General features: G+C 74.3%; 15 protein-coding genes and 1 riboswitch. Of the genes, 6 read left to right on the plus strand and 9 right to left on the minus strand.

Features of this window, described 5'->3' with window-relative positions:
• Positions 1-62: 62 nt before the first annotated feature.
• From AWW66_RS07990 to AWW66_RS35920, 3 genes are all read left to right on the plus strand, one after another.
• The gene (locus tag AWW66_RS07990) at positions 63-1,778 is read left to right on the plus strand and encodes a hypothetical protein (protein ID WP_245648024.1); all 1,716 of its coding nucleotides are present in this window, start codon (positions 63-65) and stop codon (positions 1,776-1,778) included.
• A gap of 258 nt (positions 1,779-2,036) precedes the next feature.
• Entirely contained in the window at positions 2,037-4,496 is a 2,460-nt protein-coding gene (locus AWW66_RS07995) for a WD40/YVTN/BNR-like repeat-containing protein (protein ID WP_281179571.1), read from the plus strand.
• The gene (locus AWW66_RS35920) at positions 4,463-4,771 is read left to right on the plus strand and encodes a cellulose binding domain-containing protein (protein WP_281179572.1); all 309 of its coding nucleotides are present in this window, start codon (positions 4,463-4,465) and stop codon (positions 4,769-4,771) included. The genes AWW66_RS07995 and AWW66_RS35920 overlap by 34 nt, the downstream gene beginning before the upstream one ends.
• 60 nt (positions 4,772-4,831) lie before the next feature.
• On the opposite strand, the gene AWW66_RS08000 is transcribed toward AWW66_RS35920, so the two are convergent.
• Positions 4,832-6,016: a cytochrome P450 family protein gene (locus AWW66_RS08000; RefSeq protein ID WP_067362018.1), complete on the minus strand. Its 1,185-nt coding sequence runs from the start codon at positions 6,014-6,016 to the stop codon at positions 4,832-4,834.
• A gap of 100 nt (positions 6,017-6,116) precedes the next feature.
• Here AWW66_RS08000 and AWW66_RS08005 point away from each other — a divergent pair, with 100 nt between their 5' ends.
• The gene (locus tag AWW66_RS08005) at positions 6,117-7,193 is read left to right on the plus strand and encodes a TetR/AcrR family transcriptional regulator (protein ID WP_067362097.1); all 1,077 of its coding nucleotides are present in this window, start codon (positions 6,117-6,119) and stop codon (positions 7,191-7,193) included.
• Positions 7,194-7,501: 308 nt separating this feature from the next.
• Here AWW66_RS08005 and AWW66_RS08010 read toward each other — a convergent pair whose 3' ends face one another.
• Together AWW66_RS08010 and AWW66_RS33520 are read right to left on the minus strand one after the other, a co-directional pair.
• Positions 7,502-7,909 (minus strand): hypothetical protein, encoded by a 408-nt coding sequence (locus tag AWW66_RS08010; protein WP_067362021.1) that lies wholly within the window; start codon positions 7,907-7,909, stop codon positions 7,502-7,504.
• A gap of 159 nt (positions 7,910-8,068) precedes the next feature.
• Positions 8,069-8,218, minus strand: coding sequence for a hypothetical protein (locus AWW66_RS33520; protein ID WP_157527263.1), 150 nt, complete (start codon positions 8,216-8,218; stop codon positions 8,069-8,071).
• A gap of 628 nt (positions 8,219-8,846) precedes the next feature.
• Here AWW66_RS33520 and AWW66_RS08015 point away from each other — a divergent pair.
• Positions 8,847-9,209: an STAS domain-containing protein gene (locus AWW66_RS08015; RefSeq protein WP_067362024.1), complete on the plus strand. Its 363-nt coding sequence runs from the start codon at positions 8,847-8,849 to the stop codon at positions 9,207-9,209.
• A 49-nt stretch (positions 9,210-9,258) separates the two neighbouring features.
• Here AWW66_RS08015 and surE read toward each other — a convergent pair whose 3' ends face one another.
• The 6 genes from surE to AWW66_RS08045 form a co-directional block, all read right to left on the minus strand.
• Positions 9,259-10,065: a 5'/3'-nucleotidase SurE gene (surE, locus tag AWW66_RS08020; RefSeq protein WP_067362027.1), complete on the minus strand. Its 807-nt coding sequence runs from the start codon at positions 10,063-10,065 to the stop codon at positions 9,259-9,261.
• On the minus strand, positions 10,062-11,039 hold the full coding sequence (locus AWW66_RS08025; RefSeq protein ID WP_067362101.1) for a PfkB family carbohydrate kinase: 978 nt from the start codon (positions 11,037-11,039) through the stop codon (positions 10,062-10,064). The genes surE and AWW66_RS08025 overlap by 4 nt, the downstream gene beginning before the upstream one ends.
• Before the next feature lie 134 nt (positions 11,040-11,173).
• The gene (locus tag AWW66_RS08030; protein ID WP_067362030.1) at positions 11,174-12,295 is read right to left on the minus strand and encodes a coiled-coil domain-containing protein; all 1,122 of its coding nucleotides are present in this window, start codon (positions 12,293-12,295) and stop codon (positions 11,174-11,176) included.
• Positions 12,296-12,298: 3 nt separating this feature from the next.
• Positions 12,299-12,431, minus strand: a riboswitch (cyclic di-AMP (ydaO/yuaA leader).
• Between the two features lie 154 nt (positions 12,432-12,585).
• Complete coding sequence (locus AWW66_RS08035; RefSeq protein WP_067362104.1) at positions 12,586-13,500, minus strand: cation diffusion facilitator family transporter; 915 nt, start codon at positions 13,498-13,500, stop codon at positions 12,586-12,588.
• Positions 13,501-13,805: 305 nt separating this feature from the next.
• The gene (locus AWW66_RS08040) at positions 13,806-15,923 is read right to left on the minus strand and encodes a HelD family protein (protein WP_067362033.1); all 2,118 of its coding nucleotides are present in this window, start codon (positions 15,921-15,923) and stop codon (positions 13,806-13,808) included.
• 346 nt (positions 15,924-16,269) lie between these two features.
• On the minus strand, positions 16,270-16,599 hold the full coding sequence (locus AWW66_RS08045; RefSeq protein WP_067362036.1) for a hypothetical protein: 330 nt from the start codon (positions 16,597-16,599) through the stop codon (positions 16,270-16,272).
• A 329-nt stretch (positions 16,600-16,928) separates the two neighbouring features.
• Between AWW66_RS08045 and AWW66_RS08050 the strand changes: the two genes are divergently transcribed.
• Positions 16,929-17,420: a DUF3145 domain-containing protein gene (locus AWW66_RS08050; protein ID WP_067362039.1), complete on the plus strand. Its 492-nt coding sequence runs from the start codon at positions 16,929-16,931 to the stop codon at positions 17,418-17,420.
• Positions 17,421-17,445: the final 25 nt, after the last annotated feature.

The following is a 17,445-nucleotide window of genomic DNA, read 5'->3' on the forward strand; positions in this document are numbered from 1 at the left end:
CCCCGGCGGATGCGCCGGCGGCCCCCGCCGGGGCGACGTCGGCGCCGGTCGGGCGGCGGCCGGTGGGGTGGGCGGCCCGTGGGGGCGCCCTGGTCCGCCTCGTGCGGCACGAGTGGACCCTCGTGGTGCTCGGCAGTATCGCCTTGGCGGTGCTGCTGACCTGGCCCACCATGCGCCATCCGGCCACCACGATCCCGCAGGACACCGGTGATCCGACCCTGCAGGCCTGGCAGATCGGCTGGGGCGGGCACGCCCTGCTGACCCAGCCGTGGCAGCTCTGGCACTCGAACACGTTCTTCCCCGAGCCGTACACCTACGCGTACTCGGACACGCTGCTCGGGTACGCCCTGTTCGGGATGGTCGGCTCCGGTCCGGAGGCCGCCGTCGTCCGGTACAACCTGCTCTACGTGCTGGTGCACGCGCTGGCCTTCGTCGGGGCGTACGCGCTGTCGCGGCAGTTGGGCGCGGGCCGGGCCGGGGCGGCGGTGGCCGGGGCGTCGTTCGCGTACGCGCCGTGGAAGCTGGCCCAGGCCGGGCACCTGCACGTGCTCAGCATGGGCGGGATCGCCCTCGCGCTGGCCATGCTGGCCCGGGGGCACGGCTGGTCGCTGCGGGACGGGTACCGGCCGGAGCGGGCCCGGCCGGGCTGGGCGGTGGCCGGGTGGCTGGTCGCCGCCTGGCAGGTCAGCCTCGGCTTCGGCATCGGCCTGCCGTTCGTGTACGCGCTGGCGCTGCTCTGCCTCGGCGCGGCGGCCGGCTACGGGCTGTCCCGGGTACGCCGAAAGACCTGGCCGGTGGTCCCGCGCCGGCTGCTCCTGGCCGACCTGGGGGGTGGCCTGGCGTTCGGCGCGGTGACCCTGCTGATGGCGGCGCCCTACTTCGAGGTGGTGGCGCGGCACCCGTCGGGCCGGCGCACCATCGAGCAGATCGCGATGTTCTCCCCGCCGCTGCGCGGGTTCCTCACCGCCCCGCCCGAGTCGTGGCTGTGGGGGGAGCGGCACGCGGTGGCCCGGGAGCAGTTGGGCTTCGCCGGGGAGATGACCCTGTTGCCCGGGGTGGTGCTGGTCGGGCTGGCCGCCGCCGGGCTGTTCCTCTCCGCCTGGCCGGTCCGGTACCGGCTGGCGCTGGCCGCCGGGGTGGTGGTGAGCGTGGCGCTGGCCTCGGGGACCACGCTCTTCGGCGACGGCAAGCCCGGGTACGTGACGTTGGTCGAGCACGCGCCCGGCTGGGACGGTATCCGGACCCCGGGGCGGCTGGTGATCTGGACGACGCTGCTGCTCGGGGTCCTGGCCGCCGGGGCGCTGACGGTACGGGAGACCGATCCGCAGCCGGCCCCGTGGTGGCGGCGCCCGGCGCGGCTGGCGCTGCTCGTCCCGCTGCTGCTGGTGCTGGTCGAGGGGGTGAACCGGACCCCGCACGCCGAGGTGCCGGCGCAGCCGGCGGTGCTGCGCGGGCTGACCGGCCCGGCGCTGGTGCTGCCCAGCGAGGGCACCCGGGAGTACCACGTCATGCTCTGGTCGACCGACGGGTTCCCGCGCCTGGTCAACGGCGGGGCCTCGTTCGTCCCGCCCAGCCAGGACCGGCTCCGCGCGGCGAGCGTGTCGTTCCCGGACCCGGCCGCGGTGGCCGAGTTGCGGGCGGCGGGGGTGCGCACGGTGGTGGTGCTGCACGGGTACGTGGTCGGCACCCCGTGGCAGGACGTGGCGCAACGCCCGGTCACCGCGCCCGGCGTGCACCGCGAGGATCACCCCGACGGGGTGGTGTACCACCTGGACTGAGCCCGTCCCGGTCCCGGGCCCGACCGGGGCGGGCCCTCGGCTCCGTCGACTGTCGAAGCGCTTCACATGGCCTGAACTCATCGGTTAGGGTGATTTCCTTCCTCGGCAGCGGGAGCCAGCATGCCGGCGGGGATGCCAGGGCAGCCTCCCCGCACACCGCACGACCCTCGATGTCGCTCCGGGCACGGTCGTTTGCCGACCGTCGGCGTCGCGTGCCGTCCCGTCCTCCCCCACGGGCACATCCGAGAGGAACCGCAGATGCGGAGAAGTCTCGCCGGCGCGGTCGTATCCGCGCTGGCCGCGGCCACGGCGATCGTGGCCGTACAGCTCACCGTGGCTCCCGTCGCGCCGGCCGTCGCCGCCGCGTCGGAGCCGTACACCTGGAAGAACGTCCGGATCGACGGCGGTGGCTTCGTTCCCGGCATCGTCTTCAACCCCACCGAGAAGAACCTGATCTACGCCCGCACCGACATCGGCGGGTTGTACCGCTGGGAGCAGGCCGCCCAGTCGTGGACGCCGCTGCTGGACTGGGTGGGCTACGACAAGTGGGGCTGGAACGGCGTGCTGAGCGTCGCCACCGACCCGGTGCAGACCAGCCGCGTGTACGCCGCCGTCGGCATGTACACCAACGACTGGGACCCGAACAACGGGGCGATCCTGCGCTCCACCAACAAGGGCGCCACCTGGCAGGCCACCGAGCTGCCGTTCAAGGTCGGCGGCAACATGCCCGGCCGGGGCATGGGGGAGCGGCTCGCCGTGGACCCCAACCGCAACAGCACCGTCTACTTCGCCGCCGAGGGCGGCAACGGCCTGTGGCGCAGCACCGACTCCGGGGTGACCTGGGCGAAGGTGACGAACTTCCCCAACGTCGGCAACTACGTCGCCGACCCGAACGACAGCAGCGGCTACCAGAGCCAGAACCAGGGCCTGACCTGGGTGAGCTTCGACAAGAGCACGGGTACGGCGGGGAACACCACGCAGACCATCTACGTCGGGGTGGCCGACAAGCAGAACCCGGTGTACCGCAGCACCAACGGCGGTACCACCTGGGAGCGGATCCCCGGTCAGCCCACCGGGTACCTGGCGAAGAAGGGCGTCGTCGACCACGTCGGCGGTCACCTCTACATCGCCACCAGCGACACCGGCGGCCCGTACGACGGGGCCAAGGGTGACGTGTGGAAGTTCACCCGCGCCACCGGCACCTGGACGCAGATCAGCCCGATGCCGTCCAGCAGCGCCGACACGTACTTCGGCTACTCCGGCCTGACCATCGACCGGCAGAACCCGAACACGCTGATCGTGGCCACCCAGATCTCCTGGTGGCCGGACGCGATCTTCTGGCGGACCACCGACGGCGGCGCGACCTGGAGCCGGATCTGGGACTGGGGCAGCTACCCCGAGCGGGTCAAGAAGTACACGATGGACATCTCCTCGGTGCCGTGGCTGACCTTCGGGGCCAACCCGCAGCCGCCGGAGGAGACCCCGAAGCTGGGCTGGATGAACGAGTCGGTGGAGATCGACCCGCACGACTCCGACCGGTTCCTGTACGGCACCGGCGCGACCATCTACGGCAGCACCGACCTGACGAAGTGGGACACCGGTGGCCAGCTCACCATCACGCCGATGGTGAAGGGGCTGGAGGAGACCGCCGTGCTCGACCTGGTCAGCCCCCCGTCCGGGGCGCCGCTGGTCAGCGCGCTCGGTGACATCGGCGGCTTCCGTCACGACAACCTCGACGCGGTGCCGGCGAAGATGTTCACCCAGCCGGTCTTCACCAGCAGCACCAGCCTGGACTACGCCGAGGCGAACCCGTCGGTGATGGTCCGGGCCGGCAACTTCACCGACGCCGACCGCCCCAACGACAGCCACGTCGCCTTCTCCACCGACGGCGGGTCGAACTGGTTCCAGGGCAGCGAGCCCTCGGGGATCAACAGCGGCGGTACGGTCGCCGCGGCGGCCGACGGCAGCCGGTTCGTCTGGGCCCCGGGGGACGCCGGCCAGCGGGTGGTCCACTCGGTCGGCTTCGGCACCTCGTGGACCGCGTCCACCGGGGTGCCGGCGAACGCGACCATCGAGTCCGACCGGGTCAACCCGAACACGTTCTACGCCTTCTCGGGCGGCACGCTCTACGTCAGCACCAACGGCGGGGCCAGCTTCACCGCCTCGGCGGCGACCGGGCTGCCCACCACCGACGTCAAGTTCAAGGCGCTGCCCGGCCAGGAGGGTCACCTGTGGCTGGCCGGCCCGGGTGGGCTGTGGCGGTCCACCAACTCCGGGGCCAGCTTCACCAAGATCAGCACGGTCAGCCACGGGTACAACGTGGGCTTCGGCAAGGCGGCTCCGGGGCAGACGCACCCGGCGCTGTTCCTCTTCGGCACCGTGGACGGCCAGCACGGCGTCTACCGTTCGGACACCGTCGGGGCGAGCTGGGTGCGGATCAACGACGACCAGCACCAGTACGGCAACGCGGGCGAGGCGCTGACCGGCGACCCCCGGGTCTACGGCCGGGTCTACCTGGGCACCAACGGCCGGGGCATCCTGGTCGCCGACCGGCAGGGCGGCCCCACCACCCCGCCGACCACCCCCCCACGACCCCGCCCACCACGCCACCGACGACCCCGCCCACCACTCCGCCGACGACCCCACCGACCACGCCGCCCACCACTCCGCCGACGACCCCGCCGGTGGGCACCGGGTGTGCCGCCACCTACCGGGTGACCGGCTCCTGGACCGGGGGTTTCCAGGGTGAGGTGGTGGTCCGCAACAGCGGCAGCACGCCCGTCGCCGGCTGGACGGTGACCTGGTCCTTCCCGAACGGGCAGCAGATCAACCAGCTCTGGGGTGGTACGCACACCCAGACCGGGGCCGCCGTCACGGTCCGCGACGCGGGCTGGAACGGCGCGCTCGGCGCCGGGGCGAGCACCACCGTCGGTTTCCTCGCGAGCTGGACCGGCAGCAACGGGGCACCCACCCCCACCTGCACCCCCCGCTAGCGTGCAAGGAGGGGCCCCTTGTTAACACACGTGTGTTAACAAGGGGCCCCTCCTTGCACCTCAGAGCTGGACGGGGAGGGTGAGCAGTCGCCAGGTTCCGGGGTCGGGGGCGCGGTGCGCGCCCGCCGGGGCGAGGGTCAGGTCGGGGCTGCGGCGCAGCAGCGCGGCGAGCGCCACCTCGGTCTGCACCCGGGCCAGCGCGGCGCCCAGGCAGAAGTGCGGCCCGTGGCCGTAGCCGAGGTGGGCGCTCCGGTCCGGTACCCGGGCCAGGTCCAGCCGGTCCGGGTCGGGGAAGACCTCGGGGTCGCGGTTGGCCGCGACGATCGCCACGGTGACCGGTTCCCCGGCCGGCACCGGTACGCCGGCGATCGTCACGTCCCCGGTGGCGAAGCGGGGGACGGTCAGCATCTGCGGTGGGCTCCACCGGGTCAGCTCCTCGACCGCCCGGGGCATCAGGTCGGGCTCCGCGCGCAGCGCGGCGAGCTGCTCCGGGTGCGCGAGCAGCGTCTCCACCGCGTTGGCGAGCAGGTTCGCCGGGGTCTGCCCGGCCAGCACCAGGTGCCAGACGAGGCTGACCAGTTCGGTCTCGGAGAGCCGGTCACCGTCGTCGTCGCGTACCCGGATCAGGTCGGTGACCAGGTCGTCGCCGGGCGCGTCGCGGCGCTGGGCGACCACCGACCGGGCGCTGTCGATGATCGCCGGCAGCGCCGCGACGAACGTCGGGCCGTCGCCGGCGGCCACCGCGGCGCCGAAGGCCCGCCACTGCGGCCGGTCCGCCTCCGGCACGCCGACCAGGTCGCAGATCACCGCCATCGGCAGCGGTCGGGCCAGGTGCTCGACCAGGTCGACGACGCCCTCGGTGGCCTGCCGGGCGGCCTGGTCGAGCAGGCCCGCCACCACCGCCTCGATCCGGGTCCGCCGGTCGGCGGCCCGCCGGGCGGTGAAGGCGGGCGCGACCAGCCGGCGCAGTCGCCCGTGTTCCGGCCCGTCGATCTCCATCGTGCGCAGGTACGGCCGGTACGCCTCGGGCACGCTCGGGCGGAGGTAGCTCTCGGCCCGCAGCTCGAACCGGGGATCGGTGAGCAGGGCTCGGGCGGGGGCGTGCCGGGTCACCGCCCACATCGCGCCGAAGCCCGGGGTGACCAGCCGGGCCACCGGGGACCGCTCCCGGGCCCGCCGGTACGCGGTGACCGGATCGCTCAGCACCGCCGGGTCGGTCAGCTCGATCTCGGGAACCTCCGCCATGCCGCCTCCATCTCGAATGAGCAAAACAGATGATGCCATCATCTGGATGGCGAAGATATCTTGACTGCGGCGGAGGGGCAACACCGGAACAGGGGTGACGATGGCGCGGCTCACCAGGGCGCAGCTCCAGCAGCGCAACCGGGCGCGGGTGCTGGCGGCGGCCCGGCAGGTCTTCACCGAGCAGGGCTTCCGCGACGCGCGGATCGACGACATCGCCGAGCGGGCCGAGCTGACCCGGGGCGCGGTCTACTCGAACTTCCCCGGCAAGCGGGCCCTGTACTTCGCGGTGCTCGCCGCCGACGCGCAGGAGGTGCCCGAGCCGCCCCGGCCGCCGGCCACCGCCACGGCCGGCGAGGTGCTCGCCGAGTTCGCCCGCGCCTGGCTGTCCCGGCTCCCGCTCGCCGTGGACGAGCAGGCCGACGGGGCCCGGCTGGGCCGGGACCTGATGCCGGAGATCCTCGCCGACGAGGCCACCCGGGTGCCGTACGCGGAGCTGACGAGGCTGTCGGCCGTCCTGCTCGGGCTGGCGCTGGAACCGTTCGGCCGGCCCGGGGCGCGGGCGGCCCGTCGGGTCCGGACCGCCGAGACTGCGCTCACCCTGCTGCACGGCGCGGGGCAGGTGGCCGCCGCCGCACCCGGCTTCGGTGACCCCTTCGACGTGGTACGCGCCTGCGCGCACCTGGCGGATCTCGACCTCGACGACCGCTGGGCCCCGCCCCACCTGCCGTACGTGCCGAGGGCCCGGCCGGCCGACGACCCCTGGCGCCCACCGGCCGCCACCGACCTGCTCCGGGAGGTGCCCGCGCGGCTGGACGCCGACGGGGTGGTCACCGTCCTCGGGCTGCACCGGCTCGGCGCGGTGGAGGAGGCCGTCCGGGCGGCGCCGGCCGCCGTGGTCACCGCCGTCCTGGTCACCGGCCAGGCCGCGGAGCTGCTGCCCCTGGCCCGGCTCACCCTGGTCGAGCTGCGGACCTGCCTGCGCCGGTCGGTGCCGCCGGACGCCTGGCCCCGGGTCCGGGTGGTCTGCGACGAGTCCGGGGCGGTGGCCGCGGCGGCCGGCGTCCCGGCGGTGAGCGACGCCACCGAGGCCGCCGTCCGGGTACGGGGCGGGCGGATCGTCGCCCGCGCGGACGGGCACGGCGCCGCCCACGCCGCCGCCGTCCCCGCCACCGGCTAACCCACCCGACGCCGGTAAGGAAGGGCCCCCTGTTAACGCATTCGGTAGAGGAAGGGCCCCTTATTAACGCCACGCGCGGCCCCCGTGCGGCGGTGCGGCGTGCGCGCCCGTGCCCCCCGTGCGGCGTGCGTGCCCGTGGGGCGGTGCGGCGTGCGGCGGTGCGGGGCGTGCCGGGGACGGGAGGGGCGGGAACGCCGAGCACGACTCTGGGGTCTTGCGGACCTGGCTGCTGGGTTTTCCCGCCGGGTATGACGTGGCCCCGACCGCTGACGGGCGCGGTCGGGGCCGGGTGGCGCAGGGTCGTCGGGTCAGTTGTCCAGGCCGACCGGGGAGTTCGGCCGGTCCACGTCGACGAACTCGATGTCGTCGGCGGGCCGGCCGTCCCGGGCCGCCGCCACCCGGGCCGCCGAGCTGGCGGCCCAGCCGATGGCGGCACCGGCCAGCGCCGCGCCGATCAGCAGCGCCCAGGGCAGCGCCGGCCGCCGGCCGGCGAGCGCGTCGAAGGCGCGCACGGCCCGCTGCCGGGCCTCGTCCGCGGCCGATCCGACCAGGTCGGTGGCGTCGTCGGCCAGCCCGGAGCCGTTGCGGCGAGCCGACCGGGCGGCCTCCCGGACACTGTCCCCGGCGGTGTTCACGGCCGAGACCAGGTGCTGCCAGGCCTCGTCCGCGATCCGCTCAGGCTTGCTGCGGCGCTCCAGCAGGTTGGTTCCGAACATCGTGGTTACCTCCTCGGGTGCCGAAGCCGGGGCCACTTCGGATTACGGCGTCAGTCCGGCGGTCGTGGGTTCGCGTACCCCGCCAGTGCCCAGCCCGGCCGGCCGGCAAACCCGTCGTCGGCGCCGGGTCCGCACCGGCGGGCCGGGCGGTGGCCCGGCTCACCGGGTGGCGACCACCGCGATCCGGGCGCCCGCGAAGTCCTCGTCGTCGTCATCATCGTCGTCGTCCCCCGCGCCGCCGCCGATGGCGCAGGCCAGCATCAGGGCGAGCGCGGCGGCGGCCCCGGCCAGGGTGGCGAGTCTCCTCATGGTGGTCTTCCTCTCGGACTCGGGTGGTGAGAACGGTCCGATGCTAGGCAGGTCGGTCAATCCGTCCCAGGCTGTCCCGTCGATCCACCCCGGCCGTCGGGGGGATCCACCCCGGGCGCGGCGTCGATCCCCTGGTCACCGGGCACCCGACGGTGCGGGGGTGCCGGCGCCCGGCGGCGAGATGACGGACACCTGTCGGCATCGGGACACCCGCCGGCCACGAACATTCACATCGGTCGGGTATGTTGTCGCGCGGCACGTACTGTGGGGTTTCACCCTCCGCGACCGCCTGCCCCGGGGGGTGCGTACCGCCCGGCCGGTGGGTCGTGGTCGGTGCGACGACGCGGGGGTCGGTGCGGCGCGGGGCCACGCCGGTGACGGTGGTGTGGGCGCTCGGTCGCGTCGACCGTTACTCTGGTTCGGCGACGCGTCGACCCGGGGTCGATCGTTGGACAAGAAGCCGATCAGTGGACAAGAAGACGAAAAGTGCGGACAAGGGCGGAATGCCGTGCCCGATCCGCAAATTGCTCATCCCGAGGGGTGGCGACCGAGGCCGTGGGAGGAATACTCTCGGTCGCGGCCCGCGTACTGATGAGGCGCCCGACAACGGGCGAGTGGAGGTGCTCGCGTGAGCCTGTCGATCGTGAAGTCGGTTCTTTCCGGTGGTGTCATCGAGATCGCCCCTCGGGGTGAGATCGACGTGGACACCGCGTACGAGGTGCGCGAGGCGATCACGGAAGTGCTCGCCAAGGGCCGTCCCGCCCGTATCGAGCTCAACATGCGGCTCGTCACCTTCATCGACTCCGTCGGCATCAGCGCCATGGTCGCCGGCTTCCAGACCGCCGAGGTGAGCGGCGTCAAGCTCGTCGTCACCGAGCCGAGCCGGTTCGTGCACCGGCAACTCTGGGTCACCGGGCTGCTCGGCCTCTTCGGGGCTCCGGAGCCCTACTACGCCGGCACGCCCACCCCGGAGGTCCTGCCCGGCGCCTGAGCGTCCGGCGCGACGGTGACCCGGGACACCGGAGAACCGGCGCGGGCGTTCACAGGTCGACGTCGGTCACCTCGGTGACGGCACGGATCGCGGTGACCGAGGCGTACCCCTCGGCGAGCAGGGCCAGGTCGCTCCCGGGCTGCACGGCCTGCCCCGGCTCCTCCAGCGAGGTGCGGACGAAGCCGTGCCCGGCCTCCGCCACCGTCATCTGCACCTGCCCGAAGGCGGACAGCGCGCCCCGGCGTACCCCACGCAGCCGGTCGGGTGGCAGGTCCGGCACGTTGACGTTGAGCACGCTCTCCACCGGCGCGGCGGTCAGCCGGGGCAGCAGGTCCAGCGCCACCCGGGCGGCCGTCGCCCAGTGCCGGTCGGCGTCCCGGACCAGGGCGGCGGCGGCCACCGCGGCCCCGCCGCTGCCGGCGGTGGCGTCGGCGGCCGAGAGCACGTCGAGGGAGACGGCCAGGGCGCGGCAGCCGTTGGCGGCGGCGGTGAACGCCGCGCCGACTGTGCCGGAGTGCAGCACCGCGCGGCCCGCGTTCGCGCCCCGGTTGATCCCGGCGAGCACCAGGCCCGGCGCCGGCCCGAACGCGCCGTGCAGGGCGATCAGCGTGATGAAGCCGGGGGAGCCGCCGACCGCGAACGCCGGCACCCCGGGCAGGTCCGGCAGGCTCTGGTGGTGGACCACGACCTGGCCGTCCTCCTCGACGGCGGTCATCGCGGCGCTGCTGCCGCTCGCCTCCTCCCGGGGCGCGGCCACCACCACGTCCAGCCCCCGGTCCACCGCCGCGCGGGCCAGTTCGGCCAGGCCCGGGGCGGCGATGCCGTCGTCGTTGGTGACCAGTACCCGTAGCGTCATCGCTCGACCACCCGGTGGGCCAGGTCGTCCGGGGTGGTCCGCTCCTGCGGCCGGGAGCCGGCCGGGACGAGGCGGACCCGGTCCACCAGGCCGGTGATCGAGTCGAGCCGGCCGGTGCCCAGCCCGTGCCGGGTGACGTTCAACGCGCCGGCCGCCGCGCCGGTGCGGATCGCGGTCCGGATGTCCCCGCCGACGGCCACCACCGCCGCCACCCCGGCGGTCATCGAGTCGCCCGCACCGCGCGGGTCGGCGGCCTGGAGGCGGGGCATCTCCACCTCGAACACCTCCCCGTCGACCAGGGCCAGCGCCGGCTCGTCGGCCCGGCTGACCAGCACCGTCTGGGCGCCGGCGTGGTGCAGGTCGTAGAGCACGCCGGTCAGCTCCTCGGTACTGTCGTCGCGGGCCAGCCCGTCGCGGAGCAGCTCCTCATGGCTGATCTTGCAGAAGAAGACCCCGCTGTCCAGGACGGCGGTGAGGTGCTCCCCGGAGAGGTCGACCACCACCCGGCTGCCGTTGTCGCCCAGATCGGCGGCGAACCGCCGGTACACCTCCGGCGGCACGAGGGACGGCTGGTTGGGGCCGCTGAGCACGCTGACCGGGGCGCGCAGCCCCTCGCCGAGCGCCAGGTTGTACAGCTCGTCCAGCTCGTGGCGGGTGAGCGCGTGGCCGGGTACGTCGACGACCTCGTGCCGGACGCCGTCGCGGCGGTCGTGCACGTACCCGCCGTTGGTGGAGTGCCGGCGTACCGTGCGCAGGTCCACCCCCTCGCTGCTCAGCAGCGGCTCCAGCACCTGGCCGATCTCGCCGCCGATGCTGGCGCAGAGCACCACCGGCACGCCGAGGGAGGAGATCATCCGGGCCTGCCAGACCCCCTGCCCGCCGGGGTGCAGGTGCAGTTCCGGTTCGTCACCGGGCTGGTCGACGGTGACCGTCAGCAGCGGGGTCGGGGCGAAGACCATCACGTGCCCGTCCATCGTGACCACCTCTCGTCCTCCACGCCGGGTCGCTCACCTGATAACCCCCGGTACGGCGTCGCGGGCACGGTCCGGCGCGGACGAAAACGCCCGGTGCCCGCCGTGACGGCGGGCACCGGGCGGTCGGCGTACGGTCAGTAGACCGACAGGTGCACGTGGTTGGTGTGGTCGCTGGACGGGTCACCCTTCGCCCCGCTGTACGCCTTCCAGCCGCTGCTGGGCAGCCAGATCTGCCGGTACCAGATCACGTACAGCACGGCGAGCCGGTCGGCGTTGCGGACGTAGTACGCCGCCAGGTTGTTGCCGTACGTCCGGTCCCCGCCGGTGGCGTCGCCGCCGAAGCCGTTCTTCTGCGCCGCGAAGTCGCAGGCCCGGCCCTTGGGGTGCTCACCGGAGCCCCCCGGCCGGTAGCAGGAGACGTACCGGGTGAAGCCGGCCGCCTTGGCCTGGTTGAGCGCGTGCAGCGTGCGGGGGGTGATGCAGCCGTTGGCCGGGGTCGGGTCGTTGACGCTGCACGACTCGCGCGGCCAGGAGCCGTCGGAGTTGCGCGGCGCGGCCTTGGCGGTCTTGGTGCTCGTCCCGCCCGGCCCGCTGGACCCGCTGGACCCGGCGTTGCTGCGTTGCTGCGCCTGCTGCCGGCGACGCTCCTCCGCCTCGCGGGCATCCCGCGCGATGGACGCCTCCAGGGCCTGTTCGGCCTGCTCCTTGCGCTTGGCCATGGTCGCGACCTGCTTGCGCTGCTCGCGGACCTCGCCGTCGAGGGCGAGCTTGGTGCGGGCGGACGAGTCGCGGGTCTCGCGCAGCTTGCGCAGCTCCCGCTCCTCGCTGGCGGCGACCTGGTCGAGCGCGGCGGCGCGGTCCAGGAAGCCCTCGGGCGAGTTCGCGTTGAGCAGGGCGTTCGCCGCGCCGAGCCGGCCGGTGCGGTACGCCACCTGGGCGATCTCACCGACCTTGCCGGTGCGGACCGCCAGGTCGGCCTCCAGGGTCTTGAGCTGGCTGGTGAGGTCCTGCTGCCGCTTGGCCGACTTCTCCAGCTTGGCCTTCGCGTCGAGCCAACCCTTGCTGGCCGCTTCGAGCTGGTTGCGCAGGGCCGGGGTGCCGCCCTCGGGGTCGTCGTCCGGCGCGGCCAGCAGGCCGGCCCGGGTGGCGGCGGACGCCGGCGTGACCGGCGCGATGGCGGTGCCGACGGCGAGCGCGGTGACGAGCACGGCCGCCAGCCGGGCGGTGATACGTCGCGGTGATGCCACTACTGCCAAGACATGTCCTTCCGTCAGCCGCCGACCGGGTTAGCTGACGGGTTCGGGACGGAAGATCCCTACCGCGCTGACGCGGATGCACCCCACGGACGTGGTTCCCCGGCTCGCCACCGTGGCGATTAGGCGACGGCCACCGCAGGCGCCGGTGGGCGCCGCCTGGCGGAGGCCGGGACCGAGCCTACCGGTGCGGGTGTGACTACTGCAGTCACCGTGACCGCTGACGTCCGGAGGGACACCAGTTAACTCGGCATGAACCGGACAATACACGCCCAGATTTAAGGGTGCGCTAATTACCAACCAACCGCCCCGCACGCCCCCGGTGACGCTCCGGGCTCGATCTGCAACGTGGCGTGCTCGATGTGGAAGTCCTCGCGCAGGGCCGTCCGGGCGGCGGCGAGGACCGTGCCGACCTCGGCGCCGGGGGTGGTGGTCAGGTGCGCCGAGGCGACCTCCATGCCCGAGGTGAGGGTCCACAGGTGCAGGTCGTGCACCTCGGCCACGCCGGGGACGGCGGAGAGTCGGTCGTGCACCTCGGTCACCTGGAGGTGCTCCGGGGCGGCCTGGACCAGGATCCGCAGCGCGGCGCGGGCCAGCCGCCAGGTCCGGGGGAGGATGAAGGCGCCGATGGCGACCGCCACCAGCGGGTCGGCCCACCACCAGCCGGTGACCATGATCACCAGCGCGGCGGCGATCACGCCGAGCGAGCCGAGCAGGTCGGCGAGGACCTCCAGGTACGCGCCGCGCAGGTTGATGCTCTCCTCGGCGCCCTTGCGCAGCAGCGCGAAGGCGACCACGTTGGCGAAGAGGCCGAGCAGCGCCACGACGAGCATCGGGCCGGTGAGCACCTCCGGTGGCTCGCCGAGCCGGCGGACCGCCTCGATCAGCACGTAGACCGCGACCCCGCTGAGCAGCAGCGCGTTGGCGAGGGCGGCGAGCACCTCCAGGCGGTAGAGGCCGAAGGTGCGCTGCGGGTCGGCGGTGGCCCGGCGGGTGGCGGTGATCGCGGCCAGCGCCAGCCCGATGCCGAGGACGTCGGTGAACATGTGCCCGGCGTCGGAGAGCAGCGCCAGCGATCCGGTGCCGAAGGCGCCCACGGTCTGCACAACCGTGAAAGCGGCCAGGATGACCAGCGCGGCCCAGAGTCGCCCCCGGTGCCGGTGTGCGGCGTTCGCCACCGTGGCCTGGTGATCATGCCCTGCGCCCACGTCCACACCCTCCGCCTGTCGTCCGGACCCGGTCCAACATATGCTCACATCGCTATGTGTGCAAGTAAACTGTCGGTATTCGGCCGGTGAGCGATGGGTGACAGGTCGGCCCGGGTGCGACACGGCGGATCAGACCACCGGACCCGCCGGGCCGAGCCCGCCGGGACACGGCCGGTCAGCCCGCCGGTCACCCGGCGGGCCGGCGGGCTCGGACCGGCCGGTGGATGAGCCGTCGGCGGGCGGGTGGGTAGGTGGGCCGTCGGCGGGCGGGCCGGCGGGTCGCGGGGCGGGCCGGGGCCGGTGGCTCAGCCGGTGATGTCGAGCGTGATCAGGCGCTGGGTGGCCCGGGAGAGCGCGACGTACAGGGTGCGGACGCCGGAGCCCGGATCGGCCCGGATCTCGCCCGGCGCGACCAGCACCACCCCGTCGTACTCCATGCCCTTGGCCTGGAGGCTGGTCACCACCTGGAGCCGGGTCCCGCCCCGCTCGCCCAGCCAGCCGGCCACCTCGTCGCGGCGCGGCACCGGCGTGATCACCCCGACCGTCCCCGGCACCTCGGCCAGCAGCGCCTCCGCCGCCGCGACGGTCGCCGCCGCCAGCTCCGCCGCCGGCACCACCTGGCGCACCGGCTCCACCCCGGTGGAGCGCACGGCGGTGGGCAGGGGCAGGTCCGGGTCGACCCGGCGGATCTCCGCCGCCGCCACCGCGAAGATCTCCGCCGGGTTGCGGTAGTTGGTGGTCAACGTGAACCGGTGCTGCCTGCGCCGGCCCAACGCCTGGTCCCGGGCCCGGGACAGCTCCGCCTGGTCACCCGTCCAGGCCGTCTGGGCGGGGTCGCCGACCACCGTCCAGGACGCCAGCCGGCCCCGGCGGCCGATCATCCGCCACTGCATCGGCGAGACGTCCTGTGCCTCGTCGACCACCACGTGGGCGTACTCCCGGTAGTCCTCCGGCCGTTGCCGGGCCGCCGCCCGGGCGGCGCGCTGCCGGTCGGCGTGGGTGCTCAGCTCGCGGACCCCACCGGCCAGCGTGTACGGGTCCCGCGTGCGCCGGGCCGGCTGCACCGGCTTGCCCAGCAGCGCGTCCAGCTCGTCCAGCAGGGCGATGTCGGCGATGGTCAGGCCCTCGGTGTCCAGGGTGCGCCAGGCCGCGTCGAGCAGCCGGATCTCCGCGCGGGAGAAGATCCCACCCGCGTACCCGCGTAGCCGCTCCGGCCGGGCCAGCCAGCCGAGCACGTGCCTCGGGTGCAGGCGGGGCCACCAGGCCTTGAGGAACTCCCGGAACTCCGGCCGCTCGGCGATCTCGTCCTCGAAGGCCCGCTGCTCCGGCAGTCGGCCGACGCGCAGCTTGCGGGCCTGCGCCCAGAGCGCGGCGAAGATCCCGTCGAACCCGGCCCGGCGCACCTCGTTGCGGCGGGCGCCCCGGGGCAGCGCCCGGTCCCGGATGGCGTCCAGCTCCGCCCGGGTCAACCGGAGCAGCTCGCCCCGGTAGAGCAGGCGCAGCTCGGTCGGGCCGTCCGGCACCGCGTCCCGGGCGGCCCGTTCCAGCACCCGGCGCATCCGCAGCGACCCCTTGACCGCCGCCACGTCCGGCGGGTCGGTCCGGGTCGAGGTCAGACCGGTGAAGAGCGTGCCCAGCGAGCGCAGGGTGGCGCTCTCCTCGCCCAGCGACGGCAGGACCGACGCGACGTACTCGACGAAGACCGAGGAGGGGCCGACCACCAGGATGCCGCCGCCGGCGTACCGGTTGCGGTCGGAGTAGAGCAGGTACGCGGCCCGGTGCAGGGCGACCGCCGTCTTGCCGGTGCCGGGGCCGCCGGACACGATGGTCACCCCGGAGCCGGGGGAGCGGATCGCCTCGTCCTGCTCGCGCTGGATGGTGGCGACGATGTCCCGCATCCCGCGCCCGGTCGCCTTCGACAGGCTGGCCAGCAGCGCGCCGTCGCCCACCACGGTCATCTCCGCCGGGGCGGCGGACGGGTCGAGCAGGTCGTCCTCGATCCGGGTGACCCGCTCGTCCGACGACTGGATCGTCCGCCGCCGGATCACGCCCAGCGGAGCCGCCGGGGTGGCCCGGTAGAACGGCTCGGCCGCCGGGGCCCGCCAGTCCACCACCAGCGTCTCGGCGTTCTCGTCGCGGACGCCGAGCCGCCCGACGTACAGCGTCTGGCCCTCGCGCAGGTCCAGCCGGCCGAAGACCAGCCCCTCGTGCTCGGCGTCGAGCAGGTGCCGGCGCTGCGCGGCGTGGAACACCATCGCGTCCCGTTCGACAAGCGCGCCGAAGGTGCCGACCCGGGCCAGCCGGTACCCGTCGCGCTCCGCGCGGGCCGCCGCCCGGCGCAGCTCGGCCAGCCGGGCGTACACCCGGTCAAGCTGCCGCTGCTCGACGGCGATCTCCCGGTCGAGGCTGGTGTGGTCGGTCAACGCAGCAAGCTCCCGTGGCACGGCGGCCGGAGCCGCGGTGGGCGCGCCGGCGGTGTGCCGGGCGACCGGGTGAGACTACGGGCAGCGCCCCCGGCGCATGTCACGGCCTTGCCGGTCGGCGGCCCGGAACACCCGGGACATCGGTGGGTGGACGTCCTGCGGCCGAGCGGGACACCCGTCAGGAACACCTCCGCGGTGTGCCGCCCGCCGGGCCGGGGCCGTGCCCCCGTGGCCGGAAGCCGGGCGCGTCCCCGCCCCGGACGGGCACGACAGTACCGCCCGCCGGCGCGGCCGACGGGCGGTACTGGGGCGGTGCGGGTGAGGGCGGGGACGCCCCCGGGAGGGCTCAGCCCTCGAAGACGCCGGCCTCGACGAGGCGCTTCTCGGTGTCGTCCCAGCCGTGGCCCGGGTGGGCGGCGGCGAGGGTGGCGATCTCGGCGCGGATCTTGGCGGCGTGGCCGGCGGTGGCCAGCGTGCGGATCTCCTCGACGAAGGCCTCGGAGTCGGTCCGCAGGTGCGCGGTCTTGCCGTTGGTCAGGTTCCGGACGTAGGCGTGCTTGCCGCCGTTGAGCGGGATGAGGTACTTGAACTCGCCCAGCACGCTGAGGGCGCCACCCTGGCCAGCCTGGCCGGCCCGGACGGACGCGCGCGCGGTCTTTGAGGTGTTGCTCGCCACGGAGGTGCTCCTTGTGAGACGTACGGGAGGACGGGACGTCGTCCGGGGGCTACGGCGCGTGACGCCCGGGAGGAGCCCGGACCTCGACCCACCGAAGATGTGCGGCGGCATAAACCGCCGAGGAAACTCTACACGACCGTGGACCCCGGACGGTCCCCACGGCCTGTCCCAAACGTGCGTAACCACCCCGTCGGGTGGGACTATTCCGGACCGCGAATTTTCCGATTCCCTGGCGCACCATCCGTCACAGCAGTCATCATGTCTTCGCAGACCATTCGGTGGACGCGAGGTCGTAGGGGAAGACGCACCTCGCTCTCCGGGAGGTCACCGTGCCAACGCGTGGCGTCGTATACGTCCACTCGACCCCGCTCGCCGTGTGCTCGCACGTCGAGTGGGCGATCGCGCGCGTCCTTGCCGCGCCGGTCAACCTGCAGTGGACAGCCCAGCCCGTCGACCCCGGCGCCCGGCGCGCCGAGTGCGGGTGGACCGGTCGCCCGGGGACGGGCGCCGAACTGGCTGCTGCCCTCCGGCAGTGGCCCATGATCCGTTTCGAGGTGACCGAGGAGCCGAGTCCGGGGGCCGACGGGGAGCGGTTCATGCACGTGCCCGGCCGGGGGCTGTTCCGGGCGACCGTCGGCGCCGCCGGGGACATCCAGCTCGGCGAGGACCGGCTGCGCAGCATCATGGCGACCGTCCGGGCCCCCGAGGGGCTGGCCCACGCCCTCGACAAGGCGCTCGGCACCGCCTGGGACGCCGAACTGGAGCCGTACCGGCACGCCGGGGACGGGGCCCCGGTGACCCTGCTCACCCGGGTCGGCTGAGTCGCCCCGCCCGGTGGGGCGTTCC

Source organism: Micromonospora rosaria, from assembly GCF_001567585.1.
Taxonomy (GTDB): domain Bacteria; phylum Actinomycetota; class Actinomycetes; order Mycobacteriales; family Micromonosporaceae; genus Micromonospora; species Micromonospora rosaria.

Coding starts and splice junctions, on each gene's coding strand:
- AWW66_RS07995 (WP_281179571.1), top strand. CDS start 2,037: ATGCGGAGAAGTCTCGCCGGCGCGGTCGTATCCGCGCTGGCCGCGGCC.
- AWW66_RS08000 (WP_067362018.1), bottom strand. CDS start 6,016: ATGGCGGAGGTTCCCGAGATCGAGCTGACCGACCCGGCGGTGCTGAGC.
- AWW66_RS08005 (WP_067362097.1), top strand. CDS start 6,117: ATGGCGCGGCTCACCAGGGCGCAGCTCCAGCAGCGCAACCGGGCGCGG.
- AWW66_RS08010 (WP_067362021.1), bottom strand. CDS start 7,909: ATGTTCGGAACCAACCTGCTGGAGCGCCGCAGCAAGCCTGAGCGGATC.
- AWW66_RS33520 (WP_157527263.1), bottom strand. CDS start 8,218: ATGAGGAGACTCGCCACCCTGGCCGGGGCCGCCGCCGCGCTCGCCCTG.
- surE (WP_067362027.1), bottom strand. CDS start 10,065: ATGACGCTACGGGTACTGGTCACCAACGACGACGGCATCGCCGCCCCG.
- AWW66_RS08025 (WP_067362101.1), bottom strand. CDS start 11,039: ATGGACGGGCACGTGATGGTCTTCGCCCCGACCCCGCTGCTGACGGTC.